The sequence below is a fragment of the Methylobacterium sp. genome, assembly GCF_019745455.1.
Lineage (GTDB): Bacteria > Pseudomonadota > Alphaproteobacteria > Rhizobiales > Beijerinckiaceae > Methylobacterium.
Map to the genome: position 1 here is coordinate 49,323 of NZ_JAIETD010000027.1, position 15,844 is coordinate 65,166.

A 15,844-nucleotide genomic window follows, 5' to 3' on the forward strand; every position below is an offset into this window, starting at 1 on the left:
GGATAGCCTCATGAGCGCACACGGCACTGCCTACGTCCCTAAAAGCGGCCTCGCCAAGTGGTTCGAATCCCGGCTTCCGCTTGTCGGGCTGGTCCATTCATCGTTCGTGTCGTTCCCGGTACCGCGGAACCTGAACTACTTTTGGACCTTCGGCGCGATCCTCATCATGATGCTCGGCGTCCAGATCGCCACCGGCATCTGGCTCGCCATGCACTACGATCCCTCGGCCAACGCGGCCTTCAACTCCGTCGAGCACATCATGCGCGACGTGAATTACGGCTGGCTGCTGCGCTACATGCACGCCAACGGCGCCTCGATGTTTTTCGTGGCCGTCTACATCCACATCTTCCGCGGGCTGTATTACGGCTCCTACAAGGCGCCACGCGAGGTGCTCTACATCCTCGGTGTCATCATCTACCTCCTGATGATGGCCACAGCCTTCCTCGGCTACACCCTGCCGTGGGGCCAGATGAGCTACTGGGGCGCCACCGTCATCACCAACATTCTCGCGGCGATCCCGATCGTCGGCGACACCATCCAGAGCCTGCTCTGGGGCGGCTACTCGGTCGGCAGCCCGACACTGAACCGGTTCTTCTCGCTCCACTACCTCCTGCCGTTCATGATCGTCGGCGTCGTCGTGCTCCACGTCTGGGCGCTTCACGTCACGGGTCAGAACAACCCGACCGGCATCCCGATCAAGTCCGGTAAGGACGTGGTGGCGTTCACGCCCTACGCAACGATCAAGGACGTGTTCGCGGCAGCCGTGTTCATGATCTTCTTCGCCTATTGGATCTTCTACCAGCCGAACTATCTCGGCCACGCCGACAACTACGTGCCCGCCAACCCCGGCGTCACGCCCAAGCACATCGTGCCCGAGTGGTATTTCCTTCCGTTCTACGCGATTCTGCGCGCGGTGCCGGACAAGCTCGGCGGCGTGATCTTGATGTTCGGTGCGGTGCTGATCCTCGCCTTCGCACCCTGGCTCGACACGTCGCGGGTGCGCTCGTCGAACTATCGGCCGATCTACCGGCAGTTCTTCTGGCTGTTCGTGATCGTCTGTATCATTCTCGGCTGGCTCGGCGCCAAGCCGCCGGAAGGTGGCTACGTCATCGCCTCGCAGATCTGCACGGCTTATTATTTCGCCCACTTCCTCCTCGTCATGCCGCTCGTCGGCCTCTTCGAGACACCTAACCGCCTGCCCGGCTCGATCCTCGAGAGCGTGACCGGACCAGGCAAGCAGGTGGATAGCGGCTCGGGAATGCCGGTCGGCGCAGCCGCCGCACCGCCGTCGAAGGGCTGAGGGCAGGGATTCGCATCGATCATGAAAACGACACGTGTCCTCGCCGCCTCGCTCATGGCACTCGGGCTGTCGCTTACGGCGGCAAAGGCCGCCGACGGCCACAGCCCAAATCCGCCGCGTGAGAACTGGAGCTTTGCCGGGGTCTTCGGCAAATTCGACAAGGCTCAGCTCCAACGTGGCTTTCAGGTCTACCGCGAGGTCTGCGCGAACTGCCACAGCATGACGCTCGTCCGGTTCCGCAATCTCGCGGAACCCGGCGGGCCCGGCTTCACCGCGGCCCAGGTCAAAGCCCTTGCGGCGGAGTACAAGGTCAGCGAGCTGAACGATAACGGCGAGCAGGTCGAGCGGCCCGCAAGGCCGGCCGATGCCTGGCCGTCGCCGTTCCCGAACGAGAAGGCCGCCGCGGCGGCCAATGGTGGCAAGGCGCCGCCGGACTTCTCGGTGCTCGCCAAGGCACGGACCTACGAGCGCGGCTTCCCGCTCTTCGTCGTCGATGCGATGCCCTTCGTGGGGTATTCCGAGCAGGGCGTGGACTACATCCACGCGCTCCTGAACGGCTACGAGGACCCGCCCGCGGGGACCGAGGTGCCGGCGGGCGCGAACTACAACAAGTACTACGACGGCCACCTGATCGCGATGGCAAAGCCCCTGAGCGACGGCCAGGTCACCTATGCCAAGGGTGAGAACGGCGAGCCGGTGGTTCCGGAGACGGTCGACCAGTACTCGCGCGACGTCTCGGCCTTCATGGCCTGGGCCGCCGAGCCGCATCTCGAAGCCCGCAAGGCCCTCGGCTTCCGGGTGATCCTGTTCCTCATCGTCCTGTCGGGCCTGCTCTACTATGTGAAGAAGAAGGTCTGGGCCGATGTCGGCGGCGAGGTTCATGGACTTCAGCCGGAACTGCACAAGGCCGGCTAGACCGTTCGCGAAGCGAAGCGAACACGGTTGCACGGGCTCGCTTCGGCGGGCCCGTTTTGTTGCCGGGGATATTTATCGGCGGCAGGTCCCGCTTCACACCGGGCCAAGGAAGGAACGATCGACATGACGAAGGCCGTGCTCGGCGTGATCGGCGGATCCGGAGTCTACGACCTGCCAGGGCTGGAGGAGATCCGCGAGAAGGTGGTCGAGAGCCCCTGGGGCGAGCCCTCGGACGCCCTGCGCATCGGGCGGATTGGCCAGACCGAGGTCGTGTTCCTGGCCCGTCACGGGCGTGGCCATCGGCTGTCTCCCTCGGGGATAAACTACCGCGCCAATATCGACGCACTGAAGCGCGTCGGCGTGACGGATCTGGTCTCGATCTCGGCCTGTGGCTCGTTCCGTTCAGAGCTGCATCCCGGCCTCTTCGTCCTCGTCGATCAGTTCGTCGACCGGACCGTCGGACGTGAATCCTCGTTCTTCGGCAATGGCTGCGTCGCCCACGTGCCGCTGGCCCATCCGGTCGGCCCCGCCCTTCAGGCCCGCATCGCGGCTGCCGCGGCGGCGGAGGACCTGCCGGTGCACAAGGGCGGCACCTATGTCTGCATGGAAGGGCCACAATTCTCCACCTATGCGGAATCGCTGACCTACAAGGGCCTCGGCTACGACGTCATCGGCATGACCAACATGCCCGAGGCCAAGCTCGCCCGGGAAGCCGAGATCACCTTCGCGACGATCGCCATGGTCACAGACTTCGATTGCTGGCATCCGAATCATGACGACGTCGACGTGGCCTCGGTCGTCGCGGTCGCGCGCGCCAACGCTTCGAAGGCGGCGCGCCTCGTCGCTCGCCTTGCCCGCGACTTCCCCGCCGAACGCGAGGATTGCCCGGCTGGCTCTCATCGCGCCCTCGACGGAGCCATCATGACAGCGCCGTCCCATCGCGATCCGAACCTCGTGAGGAAGCTCGATGCCGTCGCCGGCCGGGTGCTCGGAAGCTGACGGCGACGTCGAACGTTGAGGCGGATGCAGGGTTTCAGCCGCTTCACGCCTTTCCAAGTCACGAGAATTCGCACTAGAAGGCGCGTTCGTTTCGTAATCCGTCCCTAGAGCGAGCCCGAGTATTCATGCGCGCCGCGAGCATCAGCCGCCGCACGGCCGAAACCGATGTCAGCGTGTCGCTCACGCTCGACGGCACAGGCCGCTGCGCCATCGCGACCGGCATCGGATTCCTTGACCATATGCTGGAGCTCTTCGCCCGGCACGGATTGTTCGACCTCGACGTCAAGGTGACTGGCGATCTCCATGTCGACCAGCACCACAGCGCCGAAGATACGGGCATCGCTTTGGGACAGGCCTTTGCAGTGGCCATCGGCGACAAGCGCGGCATTTCACGCTACGCCGACCTGCACCTGCCCATGGACGAGGCGCTGACTCGCGTCGCCGTCGATATTTCCGGGCGTCCGTTCCTGGTTTTCCGCACCTCCTTCCGTGTCGAGAAGATTGGGCAGTTCGATACCGAACTCGTCCGTGAGTGGTTCCAGGCCTTCGCGATGAATGCCGGGATCACGCTGCACGTGGAGACGCTCTATGGCGACAACGCCCACCATGTCGCGGAGAGCTGCTTCAAGGGTCTGGCCCGCGCCTTGCGCGAGGCCGTGAGCGTTGACCCGCGCGAGGAGGGCCGCGTGCCCTCGACCAAGGGCTCGCTCTGAGCCCCTCCGGTATTCGGCCAGGGAGATGAACGGGATGCGCACCTATACGCTCCACCTGCCCGATGCGAGCCTTGCCGGCGAGACGCAGGCGATCGAGCGCGCGCATGTCGTGCCGGACGGCTTCTCCTGGACCGCCTTCGCCTATGGACCGTTCTGGTTCCTCTACCACCGGCTCTGGATTGCCGCGATCCTCGTCGGCCTGCTCGTTGCCGCCACGATCGTCGTCGGCAAGCTGATCAATCTGACACCGCCGGCTGGGTTCGGGGTGGCGCTTCTGGTCCAGGCCCTGATCGGCCTAGAAGCCTCGAGCCTGCGGCGCTGGACCTATGCCCGGGGCGGACGGCCAGTCCGCGACGCCTTCGTTGCAGGCAGCGCCGCCGAAGCCGAAATCAAGGCAGTGAGTCGCTGGCTCGATCCTGCACGCGCGCCGCGCCCTCCGGCCTCCCCCTTTCCCGCCGGCGCCTCGCGCAGTTCCGAAGGCGTGATCGGAATGTTCCCGTTCAGCGAGGACCGGCGGTGAGCACGCAGACCGTCGCGATCATCGATTACGGCTCCGGCAACCTCCACTCGGCGGCCAAGGCCTTCGAGCGTGCCGCGCACGAGGCCGGCCTCGACGGGACGCGGATCGCTCTGACGTCCGATCCAGACATAGTCGCCTCGGCCGACCGTGTCGTTCTTCCGGGCGTCGGCGCCTATGCCGATTGCCGGCGCGGGCTCGACGCAGTTCCAGGCATGGTCGAAGCGATGACGCATGCCGCCAAGGAGCGCGGCCGGCCTTTCCTCGGCATCTGTGTCGGCATGCAGCTCCTCGCTACGCGCGGCCTCGAATACGAGGTCACACCCGGCCTTGGCTGGATTCCCGGCGACGTGGCACCGATCCGGCCCTCGGACCCCGACCTGAAGGTACCGCATATGGGTTGGAACACCCTTCAGGCCGATCGCGACCAAGCTCTGCTCGACGGCATTCCCACCGGCGAGAACGGCCTTCACGCCTATTTCGTGCACAGCTATGCCCTTAACGCCGAAGATCCCGTCGATGTCGTCGCGCGTTCCTCCTATGGCGGTCCGGTGACAGCGCTGGTGGCCCGGGACAATGTCGCCGGCACGCAGTTCCATCCCGAGAAAAGCCAGCGTCTCGGCCTCGCCCTCATTGCCAATTTCCTGCGCTGGAAGCCCTGATGGGCGGCCTGTTCCCCAAGACCCTGATGCGAGTTCACGCGTGATCCTGTTTCCGGCCATCGATCTGAAGGAAGGGCGCTGCGTACGCCTCGTGCAGGGCGATATGGCCCAGGCCATCGTCTTCAGCGACGACCCGGCCGCACAGGCTTCAGTCTTCGAAGAGCAGGGCTTCTCCTGGCTCCACGTCGTAGACCTCGACGGCGCCTTTGCGGGCGCGCCGATGAACGCTTCGGCGGTGGACGCGATTCTCGCGCGAGTGAAGCTGCCGGTGCAGCTCGGCGGCGGCATCCGCGAGATGCGCACCCTCGAATCCTGGCTCGCCAAGGGCGTCAGCCGGATCATCATCGGCACCGCCGCGGTGCGCGATCCGGCCTTCGTCCAGGAGGCAGCGAGGCTTTATCCCGGCAAGATCGCAGTCGGGATCGACGCAAAGGACGGCCGGGTCGCGGTGGAGGGTTGGGCCAAGACTTCCAGCATGACGGCGGAAGAGCTCGGCCGCCGTTTCGAGGACGCTGGCGTCGCCGCCCTCATCTACACCGACATTTCCCGCGACGGCATCCTGAAGGGGCTCAATATCGAGATGACCCTTGCGCTCGCCCGCGCGGTGACGATCCCCGTCATCGCGTCCGGCGGCCTCGCTTCGATCGCCGACGTTCACCGGATCCTGGAGCCGGACTGCGCGGTGCTTGCCGGCGCCATCACGGGCCGCGCGCTCTATGACGGCCGCATCGACCCGAGGGAGGCATTGGCCGCGATACGCCGAGCGAAGGGCGGGGTATCGTGATAGGTTACCCGCCGACGTTGTCGACACACTCGACGAGGTGCTGACGCGCCCTTTGCCATCGATCCCGACGAGACTTCCTGACATCGTGCTCAAGACCCGAATCATCCCCTGCCTCGACGTAAAGGACGGCCGCGTCGTCAAGGGCGTTCAGTTCCTTGAGCTGCGCGACGCCGGCGATCCCGTTGAGGCGGCCAAGGCCTACGATGCAGCTGGAGCCGACGAGCTCTGCTTCCTCGACATCACCGCGAGCCACGAGGATCGCGGAACGCTGCTCGACGTCGTCAGCCGCACGGCGGAGGCCTGCTTCATGCCGCTCACCGTCGGCGGCGGCATCCGCACGCTCGCCGACATCCGGACCTTGCTGCTCGCCGGGGCCGACAAGGTCTCGATCAACACCGCTGCCGTGAAGGACCCCGACTTCGTCGCAGCCGGCGCCGTCAAATTCGGCAGCCAGTGCATCGTTGTTGCGATCGACGCCAAGCGCACATCCGCTCCCGGCGAGCCCGCGTCCTGGCAGATCTTCACCCATGGCGGCCGCACGCCCACCGGCATCGATGCGATCGAGTTCGCCCGCAAGATGGCAGCGCTCGGAGCCGGGGAGTTGCTCGTCACCTCGATGGACCGGGACGGGATGCGCTCGGGCTACGATCTCGCGCTTACCCGTGCCATCGCCGACGCGGTCTCGATCCCCGTCATCGCCTCGGGCGGTGTCGGCGGGCTCGACGATCTCGTGGCAGGCGTGCGCGAAGGCGGCGCCAGTGCGGTGCTCGCCGCCTCGATCTTCCATTTCGGCCAGCACACGGTGCGGGAGGCGAAGCTCCATATGGCGGCCGCCGGCCTGTCAATGCGCCTCGACGAAATGGAGGCGCGGCGGTGACCGATTTCACCCTCCATGAACTCGAAGACATCGTGTCCGAGCGGGCTAAGGCTCCGCCCGCTGAATCCCATACTGCGAAACTCCTGGCCGGGGGTCCCGCCAAGGCGGCCAAGAAACTCGGCGAGGAGGCTGTCGAGGCGGCGATCGCGGCGGTTCAGGGCGACAGGGCCGGCCTCGTCTCGGAATCGGCGGATGTGCTCTACCACCTTCTCGTGGTGCTCAACGGCGCCGGGATCGGCCTCGATGAGGTGCTCGCCGAACTCCAGAGTCGCACCGCCACGAGCGGCATCGCCGAGAAGGCGTCGCGGGTGCCATCGTGAACGACATGGCCCCATCCGGGCTGCCCGCCGGGCAGGACCCGGTGACGGGGGAGGGGCCGGAGCGGCTCTCCCCCTACCGGATCTTCCCGCGCGAGGAATGGGCGCGCCTGCGCGCCGACACGCCGCTCACCCTGACAGCCGAGGACGTCACGCGCCTGCAATCCCTCAACGACCCGATCTCGCTGGAAGAGGTCGTGGCGATCTACCTGCCGCTGTCGCGCCTGCTCTCGCTCTACGTCGCGGCGACTCAAGGATTGTTCAAGGCGACGCAGCGATTCCTGCTCGCCGAGCAGGACGCGAAAGTACCCTACATCATCGGTGTCGCGGGTTCGGTGGCGGTGGGCAAGTCGACCATGGCTCGCGTTCTGAAAGCGCTGCTGGCGCGCTGGCCGAACACCCCCAAGGTCGACCTCGTCACCACGGACGGATTCCTGCTGCCCAACGCCACGTTGCAGCGGATGGGGGCGATGGACCGCAAGGGCTTCCCGGAAAGCTACGATACTGCCGCGTTGCTGCGCTTCCTCACTGACATCAAGGCCGGCAAGAAGCGGGTGGCGGCACCGCTCTATTCGCATCTCGTCTACGACGTGGTGCCCGGCGAGGAGCGCGTCGTTGAATCCCCCGACATCCTGATCGTCGAGGGCCTCAACGTTCTGCAGCCGGCCCGCCTGCCGCGCGACGGAACCGCGATTCCGTTCGTGTCCGACTTCTTCGATTTCTCGATCTATCTCGACGGCCACGAGGACGACCTGCACCGCTGGTACCTCAACCGGTTTCTCCGCCTGCGGCTGACGGCCTTCCGCGATCCGCTCTCCTACTTCCGCAAATATGCGGAGGTTTCGGAGGCCGAGGCCCTTGAGATCGCCGATAAGCTCTGGACCACGATCAACCTGCCGAACCTGCGCGACAACATTCTGCCGACCCGCCAGCGGGCAAGCCTCATCCTGGCCAAAGGCGCGAGCCATCGCATCGAGAGCGTGGCTCTGCGGCGTCTCTGAGCAAGCGGCGGCTATTCGAGGGGATAGGCCGCCTCAACGACATAAGGGCCGCCGCCGCGGGACTCCCTGGCCGAGAACAGCACGACGCGTGTCGCCGTGAAGGAAAAAGCCGGGAAGAGGCCGGCCTCGATGAGGTAGGCCGCCACGTCTTGCGAACTCGCCTCCCGGCGAAGGCGTGCCAGCGTGACGTGCGGCGTGAACTTGCGACGATCTGGTTCCGCGCCGGCCTGTCGGCAGATGCGCTCGTGCTCCGATTGGAGGTCGTCGAGGTCTGGGTTCGAAGCGACGGCCGCGATGACCGCCCTTGGTTTAGCCCCGCCGAAGCAGTCGAGACCCGACAACGTGACCGCAAGCGGAGGCCTTCGACGTGCCGCGACGAGTTCGTCGTGGAGAGCGTCGGCGAGCGGGATCTCGACATCGCCGAGGAAGCGGAGCGTGATATGGAAATCCGATGGCTCGATCCAGCGCGCACCGCGCAAGCCAGCCTGGTAGCGGGTCAGCGCCTCGGCGATATCGGGCGGAATTTCGAGGCCGGTGAAGAGGCGGGGCATCGGTTTGGCCGCAACTCAGCGCGTGGCTGAGCTCTGAATTCGGTCGAGGAAGGTCTCTACGGTCGGCAGGATGCCGTCGACGATCGCCTCCACGCCCTTGGTATTGGGATGGAGACCATCCTCGAGATTGTAGACCCGGTCGCCCATGACGCCCTGGAGGAAGAACGGGTAGAGCACGAGCCCGTGCTCTCGCGCGAGGTCGGGATAGATCGCGTCGAATCTTGCGACGTAGTCGGGCCCGAGGTTGCGCGAAGCGTGCATTCCGGCCAGCAGAACCGGGATCTTCCGTGCCTTGAGACGGGTGATGATCGTGTCGAGGGCCTTTCGCGTCACTCCAGGATCCGTGCCACGAAGCATGTCGTTCGCGCCGAGTTCGAGGATGACGCCGTCGGTATCGTCGGGGACAGACCAGTCGAGCCGGTCGAGGCCGCCGGTGGAGGTGTCGCCCGAGACACCGGCGTTGGCCACCGACACGGACCGACCCTTCGCTCGTAGCGCCCGTTCGAGGACTGCAGGAAAGGCCGCCGATGCGGGAAGGCGATAACCGGCGCTGAGGCTGTCGCCGAAGGCGACGAGCTTCACTGGCCGACCGGATGGCGCGGCCAAGGCCGAACCGGGGAGGGCGAGTGCGGCAAAGAGTGACATCAGCACAGCGCGACGGGCAGGTTCATGGTGGGAGGGCGTCCGGCGATCCATATGGTGGAGGGCCGGACGCGAGGGCCCGAGACGTGACGCAGAGCACAGACCCATTCCCGAACGACCCCGATTCTGACACCACGTCGGTGTCCCCTCGCCGAGATCGGTGTTCGTTCGATGTCTCGCAAGTCCCGATGGACGGCGAGGCGGAAGACCCTGCCGAACGCCCCAGGTGCTGAGAACAATTCGCTGATGACCATTTTGCCATCGCCCGTCGCCTCCGTCGGCCTCGATACCCGCCGGCCCACGATCTCGCTGTCTGACATCGACCTGAGCCTCGGACGTGGACCGGCGCGGGTACACGTACTTCGCGGCATCTCCCTAAATGTCGCGGCTGGAGAGGCGGTGGGCCTCGTCGGGCCCTCGGGCTCGGGCAAATCGACCCTGCTGATGGTGATGGCCGGGCTCGAACGGCCCGATAGCGGACGGATCGCCGTGGAGGGCACCGACCTCGGGGCCCTGAGCGAGGACGAGCTCGCGCGTTTTCGCGGACGGCGCATCGGCATCGTGTTCCAGGCCTTCCACCTCGTGCCGACGATGACGGCGATCGAGAACGTGGCCCTGCCTCTCGAACTCGCCGGAAAGCCCGACGCCCATGTCCGTGCTGCCGACGAACTCGCGGCCGTCGGCCTCGGACACCGGCTGCATCATTACCCGGCGCAGCTCTCGGGCGGCGAGCAGCAGCGCGTCGCCATCGCCCGGGCGATCGCGCCGGACCCGGCGATCCTGGTCGCCGACGAGCCTACCGGCAACCTCGACGAGGTCACCGGTCGCCAGATCGTCGAGATGCTGTTCGCACTCAAGCGCGACCGCGGAGCGACCCTCGTCCTCGTCACCCATGATCCGGGCCTCGCCGCCCTCTGCGATAGAACCGTGCGACTGCGCTCGGGTCGCGTCGACACGGCGGTGGCAGCGTGAGCGAGGCTGAATCGATGCACGGCACACTTCCCCGGGCTTTACCGGCCAATCTGCCGGCCCGGGCGAGCCGCCTGCCGCTCACCCTGCGTCTCGCGCTGCGCGAGCTGCGTGGCGGCCTTTCGGGCTTTGCCGTCTTCCTCGCCTGCATTGCCCTTGGCGTCGCCGCCATCGCCGGCGTCGCCTCGATCGCGGGCTCGCTCACGGACGGGCTCGGGCGCGAGGGCCGTCGCATCCTCGGTGGCGACCTCACCTACAGCCTCATCAACCGATCGGCGACGCCGTCCGAACGCGCCGCGCTCGATGCCCAGGGTCGCGTCTCGGTGGTCACCACCCTGCGTGCAATGGCGCTGGCAGGCGACAACGGTGCTGCCCTGGTCGAGCTCAAGGCGGTCGGCGCCGATTACCCGGCCGTGGGAGACCTTATCACCGATCCGGCGGGGCCTCTGTCCGAATGGCTTGAGAAGAAAGACGACGCCTACGGCGCCGTAGTCGATCCGCTCCTTCTGACCCGCCTCGACCTCAAGATCGGCGACAGGATCACCATCGCGGGTCAGGCCATCGCGATCCGCGGGACGCTGGTGTCGGAGCCCGACAAGATCGCCAACGGCATCGGCTTCGGTCCGCGGGTGATGATCTCGCAGGCCGCCCTCGATGCGACAGGGTTGATCCAGCCGGGCAGCCTCAACCGTTTCAGCTACCGCCTCCAGCTTCCCGCCGCGAGCGACGCGGAGGTGCTGCGCGCTGCCGAGACGATCGGAAAAGTCGCCCCCGATGCCGGCTGGGAGATGCGCTCTCGCGCCAATGCCGATCCGCGCTTTGCCAAGAGCATCGAACGGTTCACCCAGTTCCTGACCCTCGTCGGCCTCACCGCCCTGATCGTCGGCGGCGTCGGCGTCGCCAATGCCGTTCATGCCTTCGTCGAACGCAAGCGCGGCTCGATCGCAACGCTGAAGAGCGTCGGCGCGCCCGGGGCGCAGGTCGTCTCGTTGTATTTGACCCAGGTGATGCTGATCGCCGCGATCGGGACCGGGATCGGCCTCGTCATCGGCGCCGGGCTGCCCTTCCTCCTCGACGCCCTGTTTCGCAACGACCTGCCGCTGCCGCTCAATCCGACGCTGTCGCCAGGCGAGCTCGGGCTCGCCGCTGCCTACGGGCTCCTCACCGCCCTGGCTTTCGCGATCGTACCCCTTGGGCGGGCACACGACGTTCCGGTGTCTGGCCTGTTCCGTGACGTGGTCGACCCGAACGGCGCTGGAACCCGGCTGCGCTACCGCCTGATCCTCGCCGGTGCGATCGGTGCCCTCGTGGTCCTGTCGGTGGCCACGGCCTTCGACAGGCGTGTAGCACTCATCTTCATTGCGGCGGCGGGCCTCGCCTTCGGACTGCTTCGTCTCGTCGCGATCGGCGTGATGGCGGGAGCCAGACGCCTGCCGCGCCCGCGCCTCGCAGCGCCCAGGATGGCGCTCGCCAACCTGCACCGGCCCGGCGCCCTGACCCCTGCGATCGTGCTCTCCCTCGGGCTCGGCGTGACCCTGCTGGTGACCTTGAGCCTCATCGACGTGAGCGTGCGCCGGACGCTGACGAGTTCCCTTCCGGCGCGAGCACCGAACCTGTTCTTCCTCGATATTCCCGCCACCGAGGCCGATGCCTTTCACGATGCGCTCGGCAAGCTGGCGCCCGGCGCCAAGATCGAGCGCGTGCCGATGATGCGCGGCCGGATCACGGCTTTGAACGGCGTGCCGGCTGGCGAGATCAAGGCACCAGAGGACGCAACCTGGGTTCTCGATGGGGATCGCGGCATCACCTACGCGGCCGACCTGCCCGAGGGATCCAGTCTGGTCGCCGGCAAGTGGTGGGACGAGGAGACGGGCAAAACGCCTCTCGTCTCCTTCGACGCCGAACTTGCCGGCCGCCTCAAGCTGTCCATCGGCGACACGGTGACGGTCAACGTGCTCGGCCGGAACCTCACCACCACCATCGCGAACTTCCGCAAGGTCGAGTGGCGCAACCTCGGCATCAACTTCGTCATGGTATTCTCGCCCGGCACGTTCCGCGGCGCGCCCCATTCCGACCTCGCGACGTTGACGCTGTCAGGTGGGCCCGACGCGAAGGCGGAGGCGATGATCCTCCGGGACGTCGCCCGCGGCTTCCCGTCGGTGACGAGCGTGCGCGTCAAGGATGCACTCGACGCCGTCAATGATATCGTCGGCAAGCTCGTGTTGGCGATCCGCGGCGCCAGTGCGGTCGCGGTGATCGCGAGCCTGTTCGTGCTGGCGGGTGCCATCGCGGCCGGGCACCGGGCGAGGCTCTACGATGCCGTCGTGCTGAAGACGCTCGGCGCGACCCGCTGGCGGCTGCTGCTTGCCTATGCCCTCGAATACGGCGCGGTCGGCCTCGTCACAGCCCTGTTCGGGCTCCTGGCGGGCTCCCTGGCGAGTTGGGTGATCGTCACGCAGGTCATGCGGCTCGAATTCGCCCTCGACCTCTCAGGGGCGCTAGTCGCGGCCGGGCTGGCGGTGGTCTTCGCCGTGGTCCTCGGGCTCGCCGGCACTTGGCGCATCCTCGGCCAGAAGCCGGCAGCCTATCTCCGGCAGTTCTGAGGCGCAGGAAGCCCTCTGGGCTATTCGGCGGCCTGGAGGACCGGGGCCGCCGACACCAGGACCGGATTCTTGCCGCCGTTCTGCCCCGATCGTTGCGGCGCGGTGGCGACGCAGTTCCGGCCAGCCTGCTTCGCCTTGTACAGGGCGGCGTCGGCAGCGCGCACCAGATCGATGCTGCCGTTGGAGGTGGTCGGGCTGCAGGCGACGCCGAACGAGGCCGAGACGGCCGCGCCGTGCTGACCCGACAGGGCCTCGATCCGCTGCCGGATGGCCTCGGCCTTCTCGGCTCCCTTGTCGAGGTCGCAATCGGGCAGGAGGACGATCATCTCCTCGCCGCCGTATCGGCAGGCGACATCTGTCTCTCTGAGCGCCCCGACCACCGCGGCGGCGGCTTCCCGCAGAACGGCATCGCCCGTTGCATGACCATGCTCGTCGTTCAGCCGCTTGAAGTGATCGAGGTCGATCATGATCACCGAGAACTTGCGGTTCTCACGCTCGGCGAGACGGACGAAGCGCTCGAGGCTGTCCTCCATGTAGCGGCGATTGTAGAGCCCGGTGAGCGGGTCGCGCAGGGCCTGGCTGCGGAGCTTCTCGCGCAGGGCGATGTTGGCGAGGGCCAGCGACATCCCGTCGGCCAGCGCCGATCCGAGCGGCAGGATGCCGTCGAGGCGTGCCTCCGGGGCTAGGCCGGTGGCGAAGATCTGCAGAAGCCCGAGGATCTCGCCCCTTGCGATCATCGGGATTTCAAGGACGGCGCTGCCGGAAACGTGATGCTCGCAGCACAGACCCTTGGCGTCGGCGCGGTTGGTATGCGGTTTCCCGCGCTTGAGCGCCCAGCATTGGGTCGGCGCGATGAGTTCGGGCAGTGCCCGGCCGTCGGGAACTTCCCAGGAGGTCGACAGGGTCAGGCGGTCGCGTGAGTTGTTGAAGACGTAGAGGGCGCCGCCGAACCCGGGGATCAGTTCGTCGGCGGTGGCTTTGAGGACGGCGTTGGCGTCGAGAATGTCGGCCGCGCTCTGGAGCATGTCGGTCATCTCGAACAGCCGGGTGACCTGGCGGCGCGAGGCGGTCGCCTCGGTCATTGCGAGGGCACGGCCTTTGGCGTCCGCCGCGGCCGACCAGAAAGCGAACAGCATCACGCCGCCGAACAGCACGACCAGGAGCGGCACCACCGCCTTCCCGATCTCGACGCGATGCTCGTAAATCGGAAACTGCGCGTTCCAACTGACCAAGTAGGCATCGATCGCTTGGCGCAGCCGTTCGACCGTGGGGCCGGTCTCCCGCGCAGCGAGCAGGGCGACGGCTTCGGATCGCTTGCCGCCATGGGCGAGAGCGATCGCCTGGTTCCAGGCGTCATGCAGCGAGGACAGGATCTTTCCGGCATCCGTCTCTCGCAACGCATCCGCGCGCAGGAACGGAGTGAGTTTGGCGATCTGGCTCTCGCGGCGGCTCTCCAGATTGTCGATCGACCGAGAGAAGGCACCGGAATCTCCGTACTGGTCGAGGACCACACGGTTGAGCACGAAGGCTTCGGCCTCCATCAGGTTGTCGAGCGTGATCCGCATCTGGCGGCCGCCTTCGCGCAGATCGATCAGTGTCTGCTGCTGGGCGCTTGTGAAGAAGAAACCCGCGAGCACCATCGCCATCATCAGGAGGACGAGACCGCCCTGAAGGATCAAGCTCCGCTGCAGCTTGACGCCGCGACTCGTCGCAGCGGCTTGCGTTGCAACCTCGATCATCCCGTTCATGGTCGCGCACCACCAAGTCTCTGAAACGAAGAGACCAGGCGAAAATCATCTCGAAACTCTTAAGCCCTATGCTTAATGGAGGGAGAATAGTTCGACAAAGCAACGCGAAGATCAAGCACCGGGACAGGCCGAGCGTTTCCTGGTCGATTGTCTTGCCTTGAACCTCGAACGCGCAGTGCCCGAGACAACGTCTCAAACTTCGCGCGCGCTGTTTTTAATCCCGCCCGGACCGAATAAAAATTGCGACAATCGGCGCTGCAATTACTTGGCAGGAATCGCGCAGGCCTCTTGTGCCGCGCCGCATCACGGAACATATCTAGCGGCGAGGCGCTCCGTGGCGCCAGAGGCGGTGTGCGTGAGCCTCGGTTCGAAAATCACACGCTGAGAGAGTTTCCAAAGGAATCTCCCATGGCATTCGACAACAGCCCCTTCCGGTACGGAAGCCAGCAGGCTGGTTATGCCGGCACCCAGGTCGATGTCGACCAGGGCCTGCGCGCCTTCATGCTCGGCGTCTACAACAACATGGTCGTCGGCCTCGGCATCTCCGGTCTGGTCGCGCTGGGCCTCAACATGGCCGCGACGGCTCAGACGACGACGGGTAAGATCGCCCTGACCCCGTTTGGCCAGATGCTCTACACCAGCCCGCTGAAGTGGGTGCTGATGCTGGCCCCGCTCGCCTTCATCTTCTTCTTCACCTTCCGGATGGAGAGGATGTCGGCGGCCTCGGCGCGGACGATGTTTTTCGTCTTCGCGGCGGTGATGGGCGCATCCATGTCCACCCTGCTGCTCGTCTTCACGGGCGCCAGCGTGGTGCGGGTGTTCTTCATCACGGCGGCGACGTTCGGCGGCCTGAGCCTCTACGGCTACACGACGAAGCGTAGCCTGTCGGGCATGGGCTCGTTCCTGGTCATGGGTTTGATCGGTCTGATCATTGCCTCGCTGGTGAACATCTTTCTGGCTTCTAGCGCACTTCAGTTCGCGATCTCGGTGATCGGCGTCCTGATTTTCGCAGGTCTCACGGCCTACGACACGCAGAAGCTGAAGGAGATGTTCCTCTACAGCGGCGCCGATGCGGAAGGCGCGGCCAAGCTCTCGGTGAACGGTGCTCTGACGCTCTATCTGGACTTCATCAACATGTTCCAGATGCTGCTCTCGCTGCTCGGCGACCGCCGCTAAGCGCTGGCTACAGTATCGACGAAGAGGCCCCGGCGGAAACGCCGGGGCCTTTTTTTGTTCTCCAGGTCTG

The 15,844-nt window shown here is 66.1% G+C and carries 16 protein-coding genes; 13 read left to right on the forward strand and 3 right to left on the reverse strand.

Annotated features, from left to right (window positions below; genetic code table 11):
• Positions 1 to 10: 10 nt before the first annotated feature.
• The 10 genes from K2Y56_RS05375 (at position 11) to coaA (ending at position 8,085) form a co-directional block, all read left to right on the forward strand.
• Entirely contained in the window at positions 11 to 1,300 is a 1,290-nt protein-coding gene (locus K2Y56_RS05375; protein ID WP_292505866.1) for a cytochrome b N-terminal domain-containing protein, read from the forward strand.
• Positions 1,301 to 1,321: 21 nt separating this feature from the next.
• A complete protein-coding gene (locus K2Y56_RS05380; protein WP_292505867.1) occupies positions 1,322 to 2,215 on the forward strand; it encodes a cytochrome c1 in 894 nt (297 codons plus the stop codon).
• A gap of 123 nt (positions 2,216 to 2,338) precedes the next feature.
• Positions 2,339 to 3,214, forward strand: coding sequence for an S-methyl-5'-thioadenosine phosphorylase (locus tag K2Y56_RS05385; RefSeq protein WP_292505869.1), 876 nt, complete (start codon positions 2,339 to 2,341; stop codon positions 3,212 to 3,214).
• 125 nt (positions 3,215 to 3,339) lie between these two features.
• The gene (hisB, locus tag K2Y56_RS05390) at positions 3,340 to 3,927 is read left to right on the forward strand and encodes an imidazoleglycerol-phosphate dehydratase HisB (protein ID WP_292505870.1); all 588 of its coding nucleotides are present in this window, start codon (positions 3,340 to 3,342) and stop codon (positions 3,925 to 3,927) included.
• 34 nt (positions 3,928 to 3,961) lie between these two features.
• Positions 3,962 to 4,447 (forward strand): DUF2628 domain-containing protein, encoded by a 486-nt coding sequence (locus K2Y56_RS05395; RefSeq protein WP_292505872.1) that lies wholly within the window; start codon positions 3,962 to 3,964, stop codon positions 4,445 to 4,447.
• Positions 4,444 to 5,106, forward strand: a complete 663-nt coding sequence (gene hisH, locus K2Y56_RS05400; protein ID WP_292505873.1) for an imidazole glycerol phosphate synthase subunit HisH — start codon at positions 4,444 to 4,446, stop codon at positions 5,104 to 5,106. Before K2Y56_RS05395 ends, hisH begins: the two co-directional genes overlap by 4 nt.
• A gap of 40 nt (positions 5,107 to 5,146) precedes the next feature.
• Entirely contained in the window at positions 5,147 to 5,890 is a 744-nt protein-coding gene (gene hisA, locus K2Y56_RS05405) for a 1-(5-phosphoribosyl)-5-[(5-phosphoribosylamino)methylideneamino]imidazole-4-carboxamide isomerase (protein WP_292505874.1), read from the forward strand.
• Between the two features lie 85 nt (positions 5,891 to 5,975).
• A complete protein-coding gene (hisF, locus tag K2Y56_RS05410) occupies positions 5,976 to 6,767 on the forward strand; it encodes an imidazole glycerol phosphate synthase subunit HisF (protein ID WP_292505875.1) in 792 nt (263 codons plus the stop codon).
• Complete coding sequence (locus K2Y56_RS05415) at positions 6,764 to 7,087, forward strand: phosphoribosyl-ATP diphosphatase (protein ID WP_292505877.1); 324 nt, start codon at positions 6,764 to 6,766, stop codon at positions 7,085 to 7,087. The genes hisF and K2Y56_RS05415 overlap by 4 nt, the downstream gene beginning before the upstream one ends.
• 5 nt (positions 7,088 to 7,092) lie before the next feature.
• On the forward strand, positions 7,093 to 8,085 hold the full coding sequence (coaA, locus tag K2Y56_RS05420) for a type I pantothenate kinase (RefSeq protein WP_292505879.1): 993 nt from the start codon (positions 7,093 to 7,095) through the stop codon (positions 8,083 to 8,085).
• An 11-nt stretch (positions 8,086 to 8,096) separates the two neighbouring features.
• Here the strand turns inward: coaA and thpR are convergent, their stop codons facing one another.
• Entirely contained in the window at positions 8,097 to 8,636 is a 540-nt protein-coding gene (gene thpR / locus K2Y56_RS05425; RefSeq protein WP_292505881.1) for an RNA 2',3'-cyclic phosphodiesterase, read from the reverse strand.
• Between the two features lie 15 nt (positions 8,637 to 8,651).
• Positions 8,652 to 9,281: an arylesterase gene (locus K2Y56_RS05430; RefSeq protein ID WP_292505883.1), complete on the reverse strand. Its 630-nt coding sequence runs from the start codon at positions 9,279 to 9,281 to the stop codon at positions 8,652 to 8,654.
• 243 nt (positions 9,282 to 9,524) lie between these two features.
• Between K2Y56_RS05430 and K2Y56_RS05435 the strand changes: the two genes are divergently transcribed.
• On the forward strand, positions 9,525 to 10,250 hold the full coding sequence (locus tag K2Y56_RS05435; protein WP_292505885.1) for an ABC transporter ATP-binding protein: 726 nt from the start codon (positions 9,525 to 9,527) through the stop codon (positions 10,248 to 10,250).
• A 14-nt stretch (positions 10,251 to 10,264) separates the two neighbouring features.
• Positions 10,265 to 12,850: an ABC transporter permease gene (locus K2Y56_RS05440; protein ID WP_292505933.1), complete on the forward strand. Its 2,586-nt coding sequence runs from the start codon at positions 10,265 to 10,267 to the stop codon at positions 12,848 to 12,850.
• Between the two features lie 20 nt (positions 12,851 to 12,870).
• Here K2Y56_RS05440 and K2Y56_RS05445 read toward each other — a convergent pair whose 3' ends face one another.
• Entirely contained in the window at positions 12,871 to 14,598 is a 1,728-nt protein-coding gene (locus K2Y56_RS05445) for a GGDEF domain-containing protein (protein ID WP_292505887.1), read from the reverse strand.
• A gap of 408 nt (positions 14,599 to 15,006) precedes the next feature.
• On the opposite strand from K2Y56_RS05445, the gene K2Y56_RS05450 reads away from it, so the two are divergent.
• Positions 15,007 to 15,774: a Bax inhibitor-1/YccA family protein gene (locus tag K2Y56_RS05450; RefSeq protein ID WP_292505889.1), complete on the forward strand. Its 768-nt coding sequence runs from the start codon at positions 15,007 to 15,009 to the stop codon at positions 15,772 to 15,774.
• The last annotated feature ends 70 nt before the right edge of the window (positions 15,775 to 15,844 follow it).